Raw genomic sequence first — 18,791 nt, forward strand, 5'->3', positions numbered from 1 at the left:
CGTAACTCAGACCAGTTCGGGTTGCCGTTCCGGTTGCCGAGCCGGTGTGGCCTTCGGCTCCCACAGGTTGGTGGTCCGTATGTAGCCGTAGATCACTGAGGCCAGCGCCAGAATGAGGAGCGGTCCGAACAGCCAGGGGTGTTCGGCCATTTCCATCGGCAGGTAGCGGTAGGAGACCAGGAGCGCGGCGAAGACCGTTGTGCCGTAGGCGACCAGCTGGATTCCCGGCCGGTCCCAGCCGCGGTCGAGCGAGCGCAGTCCCGCTTCGATCGTGAGCGTGAACACCACGCCGGCAATGATGTCCGTGCCGTAGTGGTAGCCGAAGCCCAGCGTCGCGCCGAGCGTGGCGAGCAGCCAGAACGCGCCGAAGAATTGCAGAATCCGGGGGGCCTTGCGGGAGTGAATGAAGATTGCGGTGGCCCACGCCGTGTGCAGGCTGGGCATGCAGTTGCGTGGGGTGATCTCGTTGAACGGCATAAGGTGCGGCACACCGACCGGCGGCGTGTTGGGCCACAGGTCGGCCATCGCCCATGGACCGCCGTCGGCAACACCGTAGGCGAAGATCGGCCCGACCACGGGGAAGATCATGTAGATGGCCGGTCCGAGGAGGCCGATCACCAGGAAGGTGCGCACCAGGTGATGGCGCGGGAAGCGGCGCTCGGCCGCCACGTTGCGCAGCTGGTACAGCGCGACGACGACGGCAGCCACCGCGAGCTGGATGTAGACGTAGTCGAGAATGTGGGTGCCGATCGGGCCGGTGGCCCTGACCATCCGGCCCACCAGCCATGACGGGTCGCCCAGTGCGTGATCGGCGGTTGCCACGTACTGGTCGAGCACCATGGGGCGGGTCTTCGCCGTGATGAGCAGCCAGGTGTCGCCGGTCTTGCGGCCGGTCACCAGCAGCAGGCCCAGCCCGACGCCCTTCAGCAGCAGGGCACGTTCCCGGCCGGTGCGGCGGGTGACGGCGATGACCGCACAGCCCAGCATCACCCACAACGCGCCGTTGCCGAACATCATCTTGGCGTCGACCGCCCACCGCACCAGAAAGAAAGCGATGTCGATGCCGATCGCGGCACCGGCCGCGACGAGCCGTTGCCGCCAGGTGAGCACCACCATCATCAACGCCATGCCGCCGTACAGCAGCGGCCCCGATTTGGGGGCGAATATCACCTCTCGCGCCTGGTTGGTGATCGGCCCCGGAAGGCCGTAGTGACGTGCGGTGATCTCCAATGCGACAAGGAACCCGAGGGCCACCACACTTGCCGTGGCCCAGAGAATTACCCGTGGCTTACGCAATGCGGTGAGCGTAATTCTGCAATTTGTTCGCGAAAGCACCTGTGAGGCTATAGATATCAATTGTCTGGCCGATTTGTTAGATATTGGTTGACTGGGTCGCTCTTCGTGCCGGATGGGTTTCCGGTGCGGTGCAGGTGGTGAGGGTGCTCGTCGTGAGCTCGATCATGCTATCGAAGCGCTGTGAGTGGGCTTTGCCGGTGCCCGAGGCCGACGAGCACGGCCGCGAGCGACGGCCAGGCGGGTGCCGAAGGCTTCGCTCGGTGGCGCGAGGCGTCCGGGCAACTCGTGGCAGCCGTACACCGTGGCCCGCGGGAAGCGCTGGAGGTCCACGCAGAGCTGCCCCTCGTCGGACTTGCTTCCGGACGGGCCACGCCGCCGTTGCCCCGATGTGACCGGGAAATGGAGCTGCGCCGCGCGCGAGGCGTCGGTTACCGTGGCCGCATGTCTACGCCCCGAATTTCCTAGCAGAGGACCCGCTTCCACGCCAGAAGTGTGTCCTTTCGCTATTTCGGAGCGTCATCCCATGATCACCGTTCGTGGTGTCGAGCTGCGCGCGGGTGCCCGCCTGCTGCTGTCCGACATCTCCTTCACCGTCTCTCCCGGCGACCGCATCGGCCTGGTCGGCCGCAACGGCGCCGGCAAGACCACCCTGATGACCGCCCTCGCAGGGCGGGTCCGGCCCGCGGCCGGGACGGTCACGCACACCGGGCCGGCCGGGTTCCTCGCGCAGGACTCCCGCGCGGCCGACCCGGCCGTCACCGTCACCGACCGTATCCTCTCCGCCCGCGGCCTGGACCGGGCCCTGCGACACCTGCGCGCGGCCGAGGCCGCCATGGCCGACGCCGACGGGCCCGCCGCGCTGGAGCGGGCGATGAACGCCTACGCCCGCGCCGAGGCCGTCTTCCAAGCGGGCGGCGGATACGCAGCCGAAGCCGAGGCCGCCCGTGTCGCGGCCGGCCTGGGGCTGCCCGACCGGGTGCTGGACCAACCCGTCGGGATCCTGTCCGGCGGGCAGCGGCGCCGGGCGGAGCTGGCGCGGATCCTGTTCGCCGGGCACGACGGCACCCTGCTGCTCGACGAGCCCACCAACCACCTCGACGCCGACTCCGTCGCCTGGCTGCGCACCTTCCTCCAGGGGCACCGCGGCGGCCTGGTGGTGATCAGCCACGACACGGACCTGCTCGCCGACGTCGTCAACCGCGTCTTCCACCTCGACGCCGGCCGCGCCACGATCGACATCCACAACACCGGATGGCAGGCGTACCTGGACCGGCGGCAGGCGGACGAGCGGCGCCGCTCCCGGGAGCGGGCCAACGCCGAACGCAAGGCCGCTGCCCTGCACGCACAGGCCGACAAGATGAAGGCCCGGGTGGCCACCGCCGTGGTGGCCAGGAGCATGGCCCGGCGAGCCGACCGCATGCTGGCCGAGCTGGAACCGGCCCGGCGCACGGAGAAGGTCGCGAAGATCCGGCTCCCCGAACCGGAGCCGTGCGGGCGGATGCCGCTCGGCGCGGTCGGCCTGACCAAGTCCTACGGCGGCCATCAGGTTCTCGGCGGGGTGGACCTGGCCGTGGACCGGGGCAGCCGCCTGGTGGTCCTCGGCCTCAACGGCGCCGGGAAGACCACCCTGCTGCGCATCCTGGCCGGCGAGCAGGAACCGGATTCCGGGCGGGTGGTGCACGGGCACGGGCTGCGGCTGGGCTACTTCGCCCAGGAGCACGACACCCTCGCCCGGGAACGCTCGGTCCGGGAGAACCTGGCCGACGCCGCGCCGCATCTGACGGACGGTGAGGTGCGGCGCGTGCTGGGCGCGTTCCTGTTCACCGGGGACGACGCGGACAAGCCCGCGGGAGTGCTCTCCGGCGGGGAGAAGAATCGTCTGGCGCTCGCCGGGCTGGTCCACTCCGGTGCGAACGTGCTGTTGCTGGACGAGCCGACCAACAACCTCGACCCCGCCTCCCGCGGTGAAGTCCTGGCAGCGGTCGGCTCCTACCCCGGCGCCATCGTGATGGTCACCCACGACGCGGGCGCCATCGACGCCCTGCGCCCCGACCGCGTCCTGCTGCTGCCGGACGCGGACGAGGACCTGTGGAGCGAGGACTACCGCGACCTGGTCGCTCTCGCCTGACCGCTCACCCCTGCCCGTCCGGACCGCCGCACCGGCCGGGCAGGGGGCCGCCCGAGGGGCCGGGCCTCACCGGCTCCGCGCGTCCGCCTGCCCGGCCGGTCCGGTGAGTTCGCGGGCCAGTGGAGACCGGCTGAGCAGGACGAGTCCGGTGAGGATCAGCGCCGCGCCCGCCAGTTCGGCCACGGCCCACCAGCCGCCGCGGATCCGCTCCCCGTACAGGGCGACACCCAGCGCCACGCTCGTACCGGCGTCGCCCAGGGTCAGGGCCGGCTGGGAGAAGACCAGGGATCCGGACTGCAACGCGTTCTGCAGCAGGAAGAGCGCGGCGACGCCCGCCGCGGCGAAGCCGTACGTCTGCCAGGCGGAGAAGAAACCGCCCGCCCCCGACGCCTCCCACCGCAGGACCGACGTCTTGAGCAGAGCCGCCGTCAGCGCGTAGCAGATCGCGGAGGCCGTCGCGAGACAGGAGGCCCGGACGGGCCCGGGTGCCCGCACCGCCGCGACGGCGACCAGGACGGCGACCGCGGACAGGCAACAGCCCAGGACCAGCAGCCAGCGGCCCGGCGGCACCGCCGCGTGCCCGGCGTCCGGAGCGGCCGCCCACAGCGCGATCCCCAGCCCCGCCGTGATGCACGCCGCCGCCCACCACACCCCGGCGGGCGGGCGCCGGCTGAGGATCACCCCGGCGAGCAGCAGCGCCGCCGGGAGTTCCAGCACGAACACCGGCTGCACCACGGACAGCGGTCCGTACCCCAGTGCCAGCGCCTGGAAGCAGGCCGCGGCGGGGACCGCCGCGATCCCCGCCAGCCAGACCCGCTGCCGCGCCAGACGGGCGATCAGGCTCCACCGCAGGCCGTCGGCGGCGGGTACCCGACTGGCCGCCTTGCGCTGCAGCACCGTCGCCAGCGCGTTGCTCGCGGTGGTCAGCAACGCGAAGAACAGAGCCGCCGCCGTGTCCACGTGCCGCCTTCCGGTGCGTCGTCGTGAGGCCGGCAGGTTGCCTGGAACCCGGTCAGGGCGAGGCACCGCGCAACCGCAGTGGACTCTGCCCCGCCGGGACCCCCGACGGGAAATGGTGATCACCCGAACGGGCATCCCGCCGGACCGATTCACCCGAAGGGGCGTGACATCGATCAGGTAGCTGTCTGTCGGTGGGCCGAGCGTGGGCCCGTCAGGCAGACGGCCGCAGGCGGGGCACCGGCCGCCTGCCCACGGCCTTCCGCACGGACCCGAGCCGTGCCGCGAGCGTCGGCGGCGCGGCTTCCGCCGGGGCCCGTTCACCGGGCACGAGCAGAACGCGATATCTGTTGCAGGGCTGCGGCGCCGGATGCGGCCATGTGTCGACAAGTGCCTTGAGCGCGAGGCTGACCAGGCTGATCAGGAGGTCCACGTCCGCGTCGCACTCCAGAAGGACGGTGACCCACGCCGCCCCCGGAAACGGCCGGATCGCACTGCTCTGCCGGAGCACGGGCAGGAGATCGCCCAGGACGGCGCGGGTGAGGTGGAGGTCCGCCTCGCGCCCGGAGTGGAAGTGCACGACCTCGGACTCCGCCGTGCGCAGGGCGTCACCGATCCGACAGCTGGGTGTGCCACGTGCGAGGTCCGGCCAGGTCTCCAGCCGGTCCATGGCACGGTGAGCCGCGGTCATGGCTCCCATCCTTACGTGCTCGCCCCGCCCGGGACCAGCCCGGGCATCGCGTTCCGGGCATGTGCGCAGCGGCCGACGGGGAGTTGCCGCGCAGGCGCACCCGACCAGCCCTCGCCGTGACAGTACAGGCAGCTAGGTTGGGAGCATGATCGTTCAAGGCGCAGGGGAACGTCGTGCTCGTGGCCACTACCTCGCGGCCGCCGGGGTGTTCGCCGTCGGCATGGCGGGGACCACGCTGCCGACACCGCTGTACGGCCTCTACCGGGAACGGATCGGATTCTCCGAACTGATGGTGACGGTCGTCTTCGCGGTCTACGCGCTCGGCGTGATCGCCGCGCTGCTGGTCGCCGGTGACTTCTCCGACGTGCTGGGCCGGCGCCCCGTGCTGCTGGCCGCTCTGGCGCTGTCGGTCCTGAGCGCGGTGTGCTTCCTGTGCGAGAGCGGGCTGCCGCTGCTGTTCCTCGGACGGCTGCTCTCCGGATTCTCCGCGGGGCTCTTCAGCGGGGCCGCCACAGCCGCCGTACTGGAGCTCGCGCCTCCGGACCCGCGCGGGCGGGCGGGGTTCGCCGCCACGGCCGCCAACATGGGCGGCCTGGGCTGCGGCCCGCTGCTGTCGGGGGTCCTGGCGCAGTACGCGCCGTGGCCGCTCCGGCTGCCCTTCCTGGTGCACATCGCGCTGCTCGTGGCGGCACTCGCCGTCACCCGCGCGCTGCCGGAGACGGTGGCGCGCCGTACGCCCCGTCCGCCGCTGCGCCCTCAGGGCATGGTCGTGCCGCAGGAGGCGCGCGGAGCGTTCGTACCGGCCGGGCTCGCCGCGTTCGCCGGCTTCTCCCTGCTGGGACTGTTCACCGCGGTGGCGCCGAGCTTCGTCTCCCAGACCCTCGGAGTGCACAATCTGGCCGTCACCGGCACGGTCGTCTTCACGGTGTTCTGCTCCTCCACGGCCGGCCAGTTCCTGATGGGCCGGGTGGGCGTGCGGCGCGCCCTGCCCGCCGGTTGCCTGGTGCTCACGGCCGGAATGGCCCTCGTGGCGGCGTCGCTCCTGATGGAGTCCCTGCCGGTGCTGGTCGTGGGCGCGGTGGTCGGGGGCCTCGGCCAGGGCCTGGCCTTCCGCGCGGCCCTGACCGGCGTGAGCGCGGTGGCCCCGGACGAGCACCGTGGCGCGACGATCTCGGCCTTCTTCGTCGTCGCCTACGTCGGGATCTCCTTGCCGGTGGTCGGGGTCGGGGCCCTCACCATGGCTCTGGGGCTGCGCGGCGCGGGCCTGGTCTTCGCGGGGTGCGTGGTCCTGCTGTCGACCGGCGTGGGCGTGTTCCTCCTGCGCCGGCCCCCGCGGACGGACTGACATCCCGTCGGGCTTCTCCCGCTGCAGGGAACGGCGAAGGGGCGCAGGTCGGTCCTGACCTGCGCCCCTTCGATGTTCCCAGCAGATGCTCAGCGAGCCGCCGCCCGTTGCCGGACGTAGCCGACCAAGGCCAGCGCCAGTGCCAGGCCACCGGTGAAGTACAGCTGCACCCGGGTGTCGGCGTCGAGGGTCATGAGCACCAGCGCCCCGACCACACCGGCCAGCGTCACCCAGGTCAGATACGGGAAGCCCCACATCCGCACCACCAGCTGCTCGGGCGCCTCGCGCTCCAGCCGGCGGCGCAGCAGCAGCTGGGAGGCGGCGATGAAGCCCCACACCACCAGCACGACCCCGCCGACCATGTTCAGCAGCCAGGCGAAGACGGTGGTGGGATACCAGTACGACAGCAGGACGGCGAAGAAGCCGAACGCGGACGACGCGAGCACCGCGCGGCGCGGCACCCCGCGGGAGACCTTGCCCAGGGCCTTGGGGCCCTGGCCGCGCGACACCAGCGAGTAGGCCATGCGCGAGGAGCCGTAGATGTTGGCGTTCATCGCGGACAGCAGGGCGATCAGGACGACCACGTTCATGATCTGGCCGCCGCCGGGGACACCGAGGCGGTCGAGCACGGCGGCGTACGGGCCGCTCTCCGTGACGGCCTTGTCGTTCCACGGGATCAGGGTGACGATCACCAGCATCGAGCCGACGTAGACGATGCCGATCCGCCACATCGTCGTCCGCACGGCCTTGGCCACACCGCGCACCGGGTTCTCGGACTCGGCGGCGGCGATGGTCACCGTCTCCAGGCCGCCGTACGCGGCGAGCGAGGCCAGGAGCCCGATCATCAGCCCGTTCGCGCCGTTGGGCAGGAAACCGCCGTCGTGGACGAGGTGCGCCGCGCCGGGGGAGTCGCTGCCCGGCAGGACGCCCAGGACGGCGAGCGTGCCGAGGATCAGGAAGAGGGCGATGGCGCCGATCTTCAGGGCGGCGAACCAGAACTCGAACTCGCCGAAGTTCGAGACCGCGCCCAGGTTGGTGCCGCAGAAGAGCGCCATGAAGACCAGCACCCACAGCCACGAAGGGGTACCGGGCAGCCAGCCCTGCACGATGTGGGCCGCGCCGATCGCCTCGATCGCCACCCCCACCACCAGCAGGGTCCAGAACATCCACCCGGCGGTGAAGCCCGCCCACCGGCCGATCGCGCGGTCGGCGTGCACCGAGAACGAGCCGGAGGCCGGATTCGCGGCGGACATCTCGCCGAGCATCCGCATCACGAACATCACGAGCAGGCCCGACGCGGCGTAGGCCAGCACGATCGACGGGCCCGCCGCGGCGATGCCGGCGCCGGAGCCCACGAAGAGGCCCGCCCCGATGACGCCGCCGAGGGCGATCATCGAGAGGTGCCGCTGCTTGAGTCCGTTCGACAGCGGGGAACCCTGCTGTGGAGCGTCCTCGTGCAGCGGGGGAGGAGACGTAAGTGTCCGGCTCATGGGCGTACCTGTCCAATATGCGAGATCGAAGGTACGAGTATGAGCAAGCCGGTGAAGATCCGCCGCAGTCGTCCGATATTCGGACGTTCGCCTCACGCAGCGTGACCGGTACGGTGCGCGCGCGGCAGGCTGCCGCCCCTGCGCAAGGGTGCGCGCCGTTGCCGGGGCTCCGCCCCGGCCCCCGGGCCGCGCTGCGCGCGGTGTCCTCGGTCGCCGGACGGGCTGGATGTGCCGCAGGTCGGCGACCACCTGCGGCAGCATTCAGCCCGTCCGGCGACCGAGGCGCGGACGGCCTACCCCCGCTTCCGCTCCGCCTGACGCAGCAGCCACGCCGACGCGCAGCCGCCGAGGAGGACCACCGCCGCGCCCGCCAGCTGGCCGGCCTCGACGCCGGAGGCGAACGAGTCCACGACCGCCGCCCGGTCCCCTTCCGTGCGGGCGCCCGCGAGGGCTGCGGGGAGGGACGCCGCGCCGGTGACCGTCGCCGGGAGCAGGGCCGTGAAGCGGGAGTTCATGACCGCGCCCAGGACGGCGACGCCCAGGCTGCCGCCCAGTTCCGCCATCGTGCCGTCGACCCCGGCGCCCGCCCCGGCCTTCTCGGGCGGGATCGCCCCCATGACCGCCTCCGCGATCGCCGGGTTGGCGAGCGCGCAGCCCGTGCCCATGAGGACGAGGCCGAGCAGCAGCACCCCGTAGCCGTCCGAGGCGAAGACCGCGACGACCGCGAAGCCGGCCGCCAGCAGCCCCACACCGATGGCGACCGCGAGCGGCAGCCGCAGCCGCCGCAGCAGCCGGGCGGAGATCCCGGTGAAGTTGAGGGCGACGACGGTGAGCGCGAACGGCGCCGTGCGCAGCCCCGCCTCCAGCGGTGAGTAGCCGCGGACGAACTGCAGCTGCTGGGACAGCAGGAACAGCGCGCCGGCGCTGCCGAAGGTGATCAGCACCACCCCCACCACGGCCCCCACGAACCGGCGGTCACGGAAGAAGCCCATGTCCAGCATGGGGTGGGAGATCCGGCTCTCCCAGAGCGCGAACGCCCCGAGGACTACTGCGCCGCCCAGTGCGGGGAAGAGCACCCGGCCCGCACCCCAGCCGTGCTCGGGCCCCGAGACGACCGCGAAGACGACCGCCGACATGCCGACGGTGGACAGCAGGGCGCCGAACAGGTCGGGCCGGTGCCCCTCGGGGTTCCTGGACTCCGGCACCAGGGTCCAGGCCGCGACGAGACCGAGCAGCACCACGGGGATGTTGATCAGGAAGATCGCGCCCCACCGGAAGTGGTCGAGCACGATGCCGCCGATCAGCGGCCCCGCGGCGAAGCCCAGGGCGTTCACCGCCGCCCAGATCCCGATCGCCCGCAGGCGCTCCTCGGCGTCGAAGACCTGCATGACCACCGCGAGCGTGGTGGTCAGCAGGAGGGCGCCGCCGACGCCCATGCCCGCGCGGGCGGCGATCAGCTCCCCGGTGGAGGTGGAGAGCCCGGCCGCCAGCGAACCGATGCCGAACAGGGCGAGCCCCGCCAGCAGCATCTTCTTGCGGCCGTAGCGGTCGGCGGCGCTGCCCCCGGCGAGCAGCAGGCCGGACTGGACGAGCGAGTAGGCGTTGATCATCCACTGGACGTCCGCCGTCGTCGCGTCCAGCTCCCGGGTGAGGGAGGGCACCGCCACGTTCAGGACGGTGTTGTCCAGCACCACGGTGAGCTGGGCGAGACAGATCACACCGAGGATCAGCCACCGGGTGGGGAGCCTGGCCCCCGCCCGGGTGGCGTCGGCGGTCACGCTCATGCCGGCGGGGCGTAACGCGCGATGGGGTTCCGCAGACTGCCCACGAGCTGGAGGGCGCCCGACGGGTCGGCGAGGTCGACCATCTGCTGGTTGTTGCGCAGCTGGAGCCGGTTGAGGCAGGACAGCGCGAACTCCTCGGCGAACATGTCGTACTGCCGGAACTTGTCCGCGAGCTGCGGCACGGACGCCTGATAGTCCGTCACACACGCGGCGACCGTCCGCCAGAACGTCTCCTCGTCGAGGACGCCCTCGGTGACCAGGACCGCGTTCAGATAGCGGAAGAAGCAGTCGAAGACGTCGGTGAAGACCGACAGCAGCTTCATGTCCTCGGGGACCTCCGCCCGCACCCGCCGGACCTCCGGTGGGAGGTCCGCCAGGGGGTCCATGACGACGATCTCCTCGGCGATGTCCTTGAAGATCACCCGCTCGACCGCCCCGCCGTCGAGCACCATGATCACATTCTCGCCGTGCGGCATGAAGGCCAGGTCGTAGGCGTAGAAGCTGTGCAGCAGCGGGGTGAGGTAGGCGTCGAGGTAGCCCCGCAGCCACGCCTCGGGGGCCAGCCCCGACCGCTCGATCAGCGCGGCCGCGAAGGAGCGGCCCTCGTGGTCGGTGTGGAGCAGGGAGGCCATCGTGGCGAGGCGCCGGCCCGGCTCCAGCCCGGCGACGGGGCTCTCGCGCCACAGGGCGGCGAGCATCTTGCGGTAGGGGGAGTGGCGGTCGGTGGCCGCCTCGTACTGCCGGTGGTGGTAGCCGACGGCCGCCCGCTCCCGGATGATCGACAGGCGCGCCCGCTGCAGGACGTCGTCCTTGGCGACGAGGTCGGCCAGCCAGTCGTTGATGGCCGGGGTCGCCTCCATGTAGGCGGCCGACAGGCCCCGCATGAAGCCCATGTTGAGCACGGACAGCGCGGTCTTCACATAGTGCTTGGCCGGTGCGCTGGTGTTGAAGAAGGTGCGGACCGACTGCTGGGCGAGGTAGTCGTCGTCGCCCGGGCCGAGGCACACCAGCCGCTGCCGTGCCACCTCGGCGGCGAAGGTGACCGACAGCTTGTTCCACCACTGCCAGGGGTGGACGGGGATGAGGTGGTAGTCGGCGAGGTCCAGGCCGAGGCCGGACATGGTGTCCGCGAAGCGGCCGAGCAGCTCCTCGCCCAGCTCGTCGCGCATCAGGCCGTCGTAGTCGAGGTCCGTGCCCGAGGTGAAGGTGGAGTGGTCGCGGTGGGCGGCCAGCCAGATCAGCCGGACGGGGCTCGCGGCCTCGGGAGCGTACGCGTGGTACTCGTGCACCCCGAAGCCCAGGCGCCCGTTGTTGGCGACGAAACCGGGGTGGCCCTCGGTCATGCCGGTCTCGACGGCCTGGAAGTCGGCCTCGGCGAGCTCGGCGGCGCTCACCGGCTTCTTGGCGAGCTTGTAGGCCGTGCCCGACAGGGTGGAGCTGATCTCCTCCAGGTAGACCGGGAGGATCTCGTCCGACAGGCCGAGCGCGCCCTGCAGTCCGATGAGGAAGTCGAGCGCGTCCAGGGGCAGTTCGTCCCCGTCGCGGTGCCGGGTGATGCTCGCGGCGTCGATCTGCCAGTGGTCGAGCGCGAGGAGGCGGGCGGCGAACCGGTACTCCTGCGTGCCGTCGTCGCTGCGGACGACGTAGTGGCCGGGCGAGGTCGGCTCCGGGGCGAGGAGCCGCTCGTGGGCGAACTCCGCGAGCGCCTTGCGGATCAGCTGCCGGTTGGCGGCCGCCCAGTGGCCCGGGGTCAGGTGGGAGACGGCTTCACGGGGGTTCACGCGGACACTCCTCGGGTGGCGGCCGGGCCGCTCGCATTCATGAAACGGTCGCGGGTGCAGACGCTCAGCAGCGCCTCTTTCTCGGGCTTCTCGACGGTGCGCACGGTCTCGAAGCCGACGGCAGCGTTGAGCGCGTGCACCGCCGTGTTGCGCACGTCGGGCTCGACCACGACGCGCCGGGTCGCCGGATCGGCGAAGAGCCAGGCCATGACCGTGGTGATCACACCACGGGTGAAGCCGTGGACGGGGGTGTCGGCCGGTGCGCACAGGAAGTGCATCCCGACGTCGCCCTCCTCCGCCTCGTACAGCCCCACCAGCTCGACGCGCGCGGGGTCGTAGCGTTCGGCCAGGAAGACGGGACAGTCGTCCAGCAGGCCGACGAAGGCGTCGTGGTGCGGGTGCGCGGCGATCTCGCGGTAGGCGCGGGCCACCTCGGCCACGTCGGCGTCCTGCATCATCCAGAACGCCGCCTTGGGGTGTGTCACCCAGCCGTGCAGCATCGCGGCGTCGGCGTCCGGGTCGAGCGGGCGCAGCGTGAACGCGCCGAGCCGCTCGTCCGTGCGGGAGAAGACGGTCTCCGTCATCGCAGGACACCCTCCGGCGCGCCGAACTCCTGGAAGGCGATGGCCTTCTCGACCGGATAGTGCTCGCGGCCCAGCAGCTCGCGGATGATCCAGGAGTTGCGGTAGGGGCCCATGCCCAGGTCGGGGGAGGTGATGCTGTGCGTGTGGGTGCCGGCGTTCTGCAGGAAGATGCCCCGGCCGGTGGTGTCGATGCTGTAGTTGCGGGCGACGTCGAAGCGCCCGTGGCGGTCCCAGCGGATCCGGTCGCGCACGGGCTCCAGGAAGTCCGGGGTGCGGTAGCGGTAGCCGGTGGCCAGGACGAGGCCCTGCGTGGTGAGCGAGAAGTCCCGCTCCTGCTCGACCTGGCGCAGGCCGAGGGTGTACGTCCCGGATATGTCGTCGTACGAGGCGCTCTCCAGCGCGGTGTTGGTCATCAGCCGGGTGGGGACCGGGCCCTTGACGCTCTTCTGGTAGAGCAGGTCGAAGATGCTGTTGACGAGCTCCGCGTCGATGCCCTTGAACAGGCCCTTCTGCTCGGTCTCCATGCGGTAGCGGGTGTCCTCCGGGAGCGCGTGGAAGTAGTCCACGTACTCGGGGGAGGTCATCTCCAGGGTGAGCTTGGTGTACTCCAGCGGGAAGAACCGCGGGGAGCGGGTCACCCAGTCCAGGCGGTAGCCGCAGGCGTCGGCGTCGGCCAGCAGGTCGTAGTAGATCTCGGCCGCGCTCTGGCCGCTGCCGACGACGGTGATGCTGTCCTTGGACTGGAGCTCCGCCTTGCCCTCCAGATAGCGGGAGTTGTGCAGGACGTCGCCGCCGAGCCCCCGGCAGGCCTCGGGGACGTAGGGCGGGGTGCCGGTGCCGAGGACGAGGTGCCGGGCGTGGTGCGCGGTCGTCTCACCGGTGGCCGTCCGCAGCGCGTGCACGGTGTAGAGGCCGGTGCCCTCGTCGTACGCGACGGAGGTCACCTCGTGGCCGAAGCGGACGCTGCGGAGCTTGGCGGCGGCCCAGCGGCAGTAGTCGTTGTACTCGTTGCGCAGGGGATAGAAGATCTCGCGGATGTAGAAGGAGTACAGCCGTCCGGACTCCTTGAGGTAACTGAGGAAGGAGTACGGGGAGGTGGGGTCGGCCAGCGTGACGAGGTCGGCCATGAAGGGGGTCTGCAGGGTGGCCGCGTCCAGCAGCATCCCCGGGTGCCAGTCGAAGTCCGGCTTGCTCTCCAGGAAGAGGCCGTCGAGTTCGTCGATGGGTTCGGTCAGGCAGGCGAGGCCGAGGTTGTAGGGGCCGAGCCCGATCGCGATGAAGTCGTGCGTGGACATGGAGGTCTCCCGTTCGAGGAGGCGGATGGGGTGGTTCAGCCGGCGCGGTGGAGGAGCTCGGCCGTGAGCCGCTCGTCCACGTACCGGCCCGCGTGCCCGGCGAGGAGGTCGAGGACGTGCGCGATGTCGTCCAGCGAGGTCTCCGGGTTGAGCAGGGTGAATTTCAGGTAGTGCCTGCCGTCGACCTTGGTGCCCGCGACCACGGCCTCGCCGGAGGCGGCCAGCGCCTCGCGGGCGTGCAGGTTCGCCCCGTCGGCCAGGTCCCGGCCGCGTTGGTCCGCCGGCAGGTAGCGGAAGACGACGGTGCTCAGCTGCGACTTGGTGACCACCTCGAAGCGCGGGTCCTCGGTCAGCAGGGTCCACGCCTCGGCCGCGCGGTCCACGACCTCGTCGAAGAGCGAGCCGATCGCGTCGGCGCCCATGATGCGCAGGGTCAGCCAGAGCTTCAGCGCGTCGAAGCGGCGGGTGGTCTGGATGCTCTTGTCGACCTGGTTGGGGATGCGCTGCTCGGCCATGCGGGCCGGGTTGAGGTAGTCGGCGTAGTACGTGGCGTGCCGCAGGGCGGACCGGTCGCGCACCAGGAGCGCACTGGAACTGACCGGCTGGAAGAAGGACTTGTGGTAGTCGACCGTCACCGAGTCCGCGCGCTCGATGCCGTCGAGCAGGTGGCGCCGGGTGGGCGAGACCAGCAGGCCGCAGCCGTACGCGGCGTCCACGTGGAACCACAGCCCGGCCCACCGGCACAGGTCGGCGATCTTGGGGAGCGGGTCGATGGAACCGAAGTCGGTGGTGCCGGCCGTGGCGACGACGGCCATGATCACCAGATCGTCGGCGCGGCAGCGCTCGATCTCGCGGGCGAGGGCGGCGGGCCGCATGCGGCGCTCGGGACCCGTCTCCACGGCGATGACGGCGTCCTGGCCGAGGCCGAGCAGCTTGGCGGACTTCTGGACGCTGAAGTGGCTGGCCTCGGAGGTGAGGATGCGCAACCGCGGCAGGATCTCGTGCCGTTCGAGCGGGGCGGGGGCGTTCTTGGCCGCGAGCGCCAGGGCTTCCTCGCGGGCGAGCAGCAGCGCCTGGAAGTTGGACTGGGTGCCGCCGCTGGTGAAGATGCCGTCGGCGTCCGGGCCGAGTCCGATGCGCTCGGCCGTCCAGTCGATCAGGCGGCGCTCGATGAGGGTGCCGCCCGCGCTCTGGTCCCAGGTGTCGAGGGAGGAGTTGACCGCGGTGAGGACGGCCTCGCCGAGCAGCGCCGGGATCACCACCGGGCAGTTGAGGTGGGCGAGGTAGCGCGGGTGGTGGAAGTAGACGGCGTCCCGCAGATAGACGTCCTCCAGCTCGTCGAGGGCGGCGGCGGGGTCCTCCAGCGGCCGGTCCAGGTCGATGCCGGATATCTCCGGGGCGAGCCGGGCGGGGGACATCCCGGTGAAGGGGCGGTCGGCACCCGCTATCCGGCTCGCCACCCGGTCGATCCCGGCGGCGAGGGAGCGCCGGTAGCTGTCGACCGTGAGGTGGTTGAAGAGGTGCGGCCGGGCCTGTGCCGCACCGGACGCGGGGGCTGCCGATGTGTCGCCTGCCGAAGGGGCTTCGGCGATGTGCCCCGGGAAACTCATGAGCGTGGTGTCCTTCCGTCGCTGACGCGATCAACTTAGGCGAGCCTAACCTAACCTACGAGCCGGAAGTGTTGGCTCCGGTTGGCTGGAGGGTGATCGCGGGGAGGGGGTGAAACTTAGGTTAACCTAACCTAAGTTTTTGTTGGGCGGGGGCGCCACGGCACCTCCGGAGACCCGTCCCGACCAGCGCCAACCCGCCGCGGAACAAGGAGACTTTGTGAGCATCGAGGTCCACCGGGACGCCTGGGGCATCCCGCACCTGCGGGCCGGAAGCCCGGACGAACTCGCCCGCGCCCAGGGCCGCAACGCCGCCCTGGACCGGGCCTGGCAGATCGAGGTGGAGCGGCACCGCTCCCAGGGCACCACGGCCGCCTTCCTGGGACCCGGCGCCGTCGGCTGGGACCGGCTCGCGAGGCGGGCCCGCCTGGACGACACCGCCCGCCGCTGCTTCCAGGGCCTCGACGCGGACACCGCGGCATGGGTCACCGCCTACGTCGACGGGGTCAACTCCGGCCTCGCCGCGGGCGCGCGCCGCGCACCGGAGTTCGCGGCCGCGGGTCTCACCCCCGGGCGGTGGCGGCCCTGGACCCCGCTCGCGGTCTGGCTCTCCCACCACATCCTCTTCGCCGGCTTCCCCGCCAAGCTGTGGCGCGAGGAGGTCGCCCGCGAGCTCGGCCCCGAGGCCGTCGGGCTGTTCGCCGCCGACGGCCCCGCCACCTCCGGGAGCAACGGCTGGCTCGTCGCCGGCGACCGCACCGCCACCGGAGCCCCCGTCATCGCCGGCGACCCGCACCGCTTCATCGAGGACCCGGGCATCTACCAACAGATCCACCTGAACTGCCCGGACTACGACGTGGTGGGGCTCGCCGTACCCGGCGTCCCCGGCATCGCCCACTTCGGCCACACCGGCACGGTGGCCTGGGCCATCACCAACGCCATGGCCGACTACCAGGACCTCTACGACGAACGGCTCCGCCGCCGCGGCACCGCGGTGGAGGCACTCGGCCCCGACGGCTGGCGGCCCGCCGCCGCCCACACCGAGACCATCGAGGTCGCCGGGGGCGACCCGGTCGGCGTCGAGGTCATCGAGACCGACCGCGGACCCGTCGTGATCGGCGGCCCCGGCGAGCCGAGGGCGATCAGCCTGCGCTGCCCCCCGCGCGTGAGCGAGGACCTCGGCTTCGCCACGCTGCCCGCCCTGCTCAGGGCCACCACGGTCGCCGACGTCGACCGGGCCTTCGACCACTGGGCCGAGCCCGTCAACGTCGTCCAGGCCGCCGACACTTCAGGCGGCCTCCTCCACCGGGTCGCCGGACGCGTACCGCTGCGCCACCACGACAACCGGCTGCGCGTCGTACCGGCCTGGGAACCCGGACACGCCTGGCAGGGCTGGCACGCACCGATGCCGCGCGCCGACGTCGACGGCACCGCGGTGATGGCCAACCAGCGCGGCCTGGCCGCACCGCTCGGCGTCGAATTCGCTCCGCCGCACCGGGCCGACCGCATCCGCCACCTGCTGGACGCGTCGCGGCAGTGGTCCGCCGGGGACATGGCCGCCGTCCACACCGACACCCACCTGGCCTCCGCCGGGCCCCTGCTGGACCTGCTCGCCGGACTGGACGGCCTCGGCCCGGACGCCGCACGGCTGCGGGACCGACTCCTGCGCTGGGACCGCCGGATGGACGCCGGCAGCACGGACGCCACCGTCTACGCCGCGCTGCGCACGGCGGTCGTACGCCGGTTCGCGGCGCACCCGGCGCTCGCGGGGCTGGCCGAACCGCCCGCGTACCCCGAGATCTTCCTGCCGTGGCTCGCCCTGGCCCCCCGGATCGCCTTCGCTCTGGAACATCTGCTGCGGGACGAACCGCTGCCCGGCGTGGACCGCGCCGCGCTCGTCCGCGCGGCACTCGACGACGTGACGGCGGCGGGGGAGCCGTCGGTGCCGTGGGGCGAGGTGCACCGGCTCGCGCCCTGGCAGTCGCTGCCCGGCGTGACGCACGAGGAGTGGCCCGGCCTGTCGGGCGACCACGACTGCGTGCTGTCCACCTCCAGCGTCCCCGGCGTCACCGACCACAGCGCGCGCGGGCCCGCCGCGCGCTACGTATGGGATCTCGCCGACCGCGAGAACAGCCTCTGGGTGGTGCCGTTCGGCGCCTCCGGCGTACCCGGCGACGCCCACCACCGCGACCAGCTGCCGCTGTGGCTCCGGGGCGAACTCGTCCCCGTGGTCACCGACTGGCACAACCTCACCGAGGAGCGAGACGATGTCTGATTCCCCCGCTGTATCCGTATCCCGATCCCGCCCGGCGCGGACGGCCGTGCACGAGCAGGCGGTCGACGGCTTCGGGACCGTACGGGTCGTCCCCGTCGACCCCGCGGCCGACGCCGGGCTGATCCACGGCTGGGTCACCCAGGAGCGGGCCCGGTTCTGGGGCATGCGGGACGCCGGCCGCGAACGGGTCCTGGAGATCTACACCTATATCGACTCCCTGCCCACGCACCACGCCTATCTCCTCGAACGGGACGGCCGGCCCGTCGCCCTCTTCCAGACGTACGAGCCGGAGGCCGACCCGGTCGGCGAGGCTTACGACGTACGGCCCGGGGACTTCGGCATCCACCTGATGATCGGCCCCCCGGCGGGCGGGACCGAGCGGGGCTTCACCGCCACCCTGCTCTCCGTGTTCCTCGGCTACGTCCTGGCGGCCGACCCCGGCCGGCTGCGGATCGTGGCCGAGCCGGACGCCCGCAACGCGAAAGCCGTCGCCCGCCTCACCGGGGCCGGCTTCGTCCGCGGCCCCGAGATCGAACTCCCCGAGAAGCGGGCGCAGCTGGTCTTCCTCGACCGGGAGACGTTCGAGGGGAACCCTCACCCCCGAGGGTAGGAGTGGAAGCCCTGCCCCGACTTCCGTCCCAGCAACCCCGCCTCGACCATCCGCCGCAACAGCGGCGGCGGGGCGTGGAGGGGCTCCTTGAACTCCTCGTACAGCGACTCCGCGATGGAGACGACGGTGTCCAGCCCGATCAGGTCGGCCAGCGCCAGCGGTCCCATCGGATGGGCGCAGCCCAGCTCCATCCCGGCGTCGATGTCCGCGGCCGTCGCGAAGCCGGACTCCGCCATGCGGACCGCCGCGAGGAGATAGGGCACGAGCAGGGCGTTGACCACGAACCCCGAGCGGTCCGGGGACCGCACCACCGACTTGCCGAGGACCGCCGTGGCGAACTCCTCGACGGCGGCGGCCGTCCCCGCGCTCGTGTGCAGCGAGGTGACGACCTCCACCAGCGGCATCACCGGCACCGGATTGAAGAAGTGCAGCCCCACGACGCGGTCGGCGCGCCGGGTCGCCATGCCGAGCCGCAGCACCGGGAGGGAGGAGGTGTTGGTGGCCAGGATCGCCTCCGGATCCTCCACGACCTTGTCGAGGACGGCGAAGACCTCGGTCTTGACGTCGGCGTTCTCGACGACCGCCTCGACGACCAGCTGCCGGTCGGCGAGGGCGTCGGCATCGGCGGTGAAGACGATCCGGGAAAGGGCCCGCTCGGCGCTGGGACGGTCCGTCCTGCCGCGCTCGACCGCACGCTCCAGGGAGCGGGCGACGCGCTCGCGGGCACGGGCCGCGGCGGTGGCGTCGACCTCGCACAGGACGGTGTCGAGGCGGGCCCGGGCGAGGACTTCGGCTATGCCGGCGCCCATGGTGCCGCCGCCTGTCACTGCCGCTCGGTGGATGGTTGCCATCAGCGTCTCCCGGTGTCGTGGAATCGGGTGAAATCGGATGGTGCGTCAAAAGGTCTGCCAAGAGTGCGAAGAGGAAGCGCTCTCCGGTCGCAGCGTG

General features: G+C 71.9%; 14 protein-coding genes. 4 read left to right on the forward strand and 10 right to left on the reverse strand.

Annotated features, from left to right (window positions below; all coding sequences use genetic code 11):
* Positions 1 to 6 precede the first annotated feature (6 nt).
* Entirely contained in the window at positions 7 to 1,311 is a 1,305-nt protein-coding gene (locus tag DXZ73_RS36120) for a phosphatase PAP2 family protein (protein ID WP_240351836.1), read from the reverse strand.
* Positions 1,312 to 1,819: 508 nt separating this feature from the next.
* Here DXZ73_RS36120 and DXZ73_RS36125 point away from each other — a divergent pair.
* The gene (locus DXZ73_RS36125) at positions 1,820 to 3,424 is read left to right on the forward strand and encodes an ABC-F family ATP-binding cassette domain-containing protein (protein ID WP_205519302.1); all 1,605 of its coding nucleotides are present in this window, start codon (positions 1,820 to 1,822) and stop codon (positions 3,422 to 3,424) included.
* A 66-nt stretch (positions 3,425 to 3,490) separates the two neighbouring features.
* Here the strand turns inward: DXZ73_RS36125 and DXZ73_RS36130 are convergent, their stop codons facing one another.
* Positions 3,491 to 4,384, reverse strand: a complete 894-nt coding sequence (locus DXZ73_RS36130) for a DMT family transporter (protein ID WP_116215127.1) — start codon at positions 4,382 to 4,384, stop codon at positions 3,491 to 3,493.
* 211 nt (positions 4,385 to 4,595) lie between these two features.
* A complete protein-coding gene (locus tag DXZ73_RS36135; protein ID WP_162890469.1) occupies positions 4,596 to 5,072 on the reverse strand; it encodes a luciferase family protein in 477 nt (158 codons plus the stop codon).
* 145 nt (positions 5,073 to 5,217) lie between these two features.
* On the opposite strand from DXZ73_RS36135, the gene DXZ73_RS36140 reads away from it, so the two are divergent.
* Entirely contained in the window at positions 5,218 to 6,417 is a 1,200-nt protein-coding gene (locus tag DXZ73_RS36140) for an MFS transporter (protein ID WP_116215128.1), read from the forward strand.
* 89 nt (positions 6,418 to 6,506) lie between these two features.
* Here the strand turns inward: DXZ73_RS36140 and DXZ73_RS36145 are convergent, their stop codons facing one another.
* The 6 genes from DXZ73_RS36145 to DXZ73_RS36170 form a co-directional block, all read right to left on the reverse strand.
* Positions 6,507 to 7,907 (reverse strand): amino acid permease, encoded by a 1,401-nt coding sequence (locus tag DXZ73_RS36145; RefSeq protein ID WP_116215129.1) that lies wholly within the window; start codon positions 7,905 to 7,907, stop codon positions 6,507 to 6,509.
* Between the two features lie 293 nt (positions 7,908 to 8,200).
* Positions 8,201 to 9,691: an MFS transporter gene (locus tag DXZ73_RS36150; protein WP_116215130.1), complete on the reverse strand. Its 1,491-nt coding sequence runs from the start codon at positions 9,689 to 9,691 to the stop codon at positions 8,201 to 8,203.
* The gene (locus DXZ73_RS36155) at positions 9,688 to 11,472 is read right to left on the reverse strand and encodes an IucA/IucC family protein (protein ID WP_116215131.1); all 1,785 of its coding nucleotides are present in this window, start codon (positions 11,470 to 11,472) and stop codon (positions 9,688 to 9,690) included. The genes DXZ73_RS36150 and DXZ73_RS36155 overlap by 4 nt, the downstream gene beginning before the upstream one ends.
* Positions 11,469 to 12,056, reverse strand: a complete 588-nt coding sequence (locus tag DXZ73_RS36160) for a GNAT family N-acetyltransferase (RefSeq protein ID WP_116215132.1) — start codon at positions 12,054 to 12,056, stop codon at positions 11,469 to 11,471. Before DXZ73_RS36160 ends, DXZ73_RS36155 begins: the two co-directional genes overlap by 4 nt.
* Positions 12,053 to 13,351 (reverse strand): lysine N(6)-hydroxylase/L-ornithine N(5)-oxygenase family protein, encoded by a 1,299-nt coding sequence (locus DXZ73_RS36165; protein ID WP_116215133.1) that lies wholly within the window; start codon positions 13,349 to 13,351, stop codon positions 12,053 to 12,055. The genes DXZ73_RS36160 and DXZ73_RS36165 overlap by 4 nt, the downstream gene beginning before the upstream one ends.
* 35 nt (positions 13,352 to 13,386) lie before the next feature.
* Complete coding sequence (locus DXZ73_RS36170; protein WP_116215134.1) at positions 13,387 to 14,961, reverse strand: pyridoxal phosphate-dependent decarboxylase family protein; 1,575 nt, start codon at positions 14,959 to 14,961, stop codon at positions 13,387 to 13,389.
* 217 nt (positions 14,962 to 15,178) lie between these two features.
* On the opposite strand from DXZ73_RS36170, the gene DXZ73_RS36175 reads away from it, so the two are divergent.
* Both DXZ73_RS36175 and DXZ73_RS36180 read left to right on the forward strand, forming a co-directional pair.
* Positions 15,179 to 17,233: a penicillin acylase family protein gene (locus DXZ73_RS36175; RefSeq protein WP_116215135.1), complete on the forward strand. Its 2,055-nt coding sequence runs from the start codon at positions 15,179 to 15,181 to the stop codon at positions 17,231 to 17,233.
* Positions 17,226 to 17,843 carry a GNAT family N-acetyltransferase gene (locus DXZ73_RS36180; RefSeq protein ID WP_116215137.1) on the forward strand — a complete coding sequence of 206 codons (618 nt, stop codon included), beginning with the start codon at positions 17,226 to 17,228 and terminating at the stop codon, positions 17,841 to 17,843. Before DXZ73_RS36175 ends, DXZ73_RS36180 begins: the two co-directional genes overlap by 8 nt.
* On the opposite strand, the gene DXZ73_RS36185 is transcribed toward DXZ73_RS36180, so the two are convergent.
* Positions 17,828 to 18,697 carry a 3-hydroxybutyryl-CoA dehydrogenase gene (locus tag DXZ73_RS36185; RefSeq protein WP_425315942.1) on the reverse strand — a complete coding sequence of 290 codons (870 nt, stop codon included), beginning with the start codon at positions 18,695 to 18,697 and terminating at the stop codon, positions 17,828 to 17,830. The genes DXZ73_RS36180 and DXZ73_RS36185 overlap by 16 nt on opposite strands.
* Positions 18,698 to 18,791 lie beyond the last annotated feature (94 nt).

The sequence above is a fragment of the Streptoverticillium olivoreticuli subsp. olivoreticuli genome, from assembly GCF_003391135.1.
GTDB classification, from domain to species: domain Bacteria; phylum Actinomycetota; class Actinomycetes; order Streptomycetales; family Streptomycetaceae; genus Streptomyces; species Streptomyces blastmyceticus.

Excerpts from the sequence above, each read along its gene's own strand:
- DXZ73_RS36125 (WP_205519302.1), top strand. The coding sequence starts at position 1,820 with ATGATCACCGTTCGTGGTGTCGAGCTGCGCGCGGGTGCCCGCCTGCTG.
- DXZ73_RS36135 (WP_162890469.1), bottom strand. The coding sequence starts at position 5,072 with ATGACCGCGGCTCACCGTGCCATGGACCGGCTGGAGACCTGGCCGGAC.
- DXZ73_RS36140 (WP_116215128.1), top strand. The coding sequence starts at position 5,218 with ATGATCGTTCAAGGCGCAGGGGAACGTCGTGCTCGTGGCCACTACCTC.
- DXZ73_RS36145 (WP_116215129.1), bottom strand. The coding sequence starts at position 7,907 with ATGAGCCGGACACTTACGTCTCCTCCCCCGCTGCACGAGGACGCTCCA.
- DXZ73_RS36150 (WP_116215130.1), bottom strand. The coding sequence starts at position 9,691 with ATGAGCGTGACCGCCGACGCCACCCGGGCGGGGGCCAGGCTCCCCACC.
- DXZ73_RS36160 (WP_116215132.1), bottom strand. The coding sequence starts at position 12,056 with ATGACGGAGACCGTCTTCTCCCGCACGGACGAGCGGCTCGGCGCGTTC.
- DXZ73_RS36165 (WP_116215133.1), bottom strand. The coding sequence starts at position 13,351 with ATGTCCACGCACGACTTCATCGCGATCGGGCTCGGCCCCTACAACCTC.
- DXZ73_RS36170 (WP_116215134.1), bottom strand. The coding sequence starts at position 14,961 with ATGAGTTTCCCGGGGCACATCGCCGAAGCCCCTTCGGCAGGCGACACA.
- DXZ73_RS36180 (WP_116215137.1), top strand. The coding sequence starts at position 17,226 with ATGTCTGATTCCCCCGCTGTATCCGTATCCCGATCCCGCCCGGCGCGG.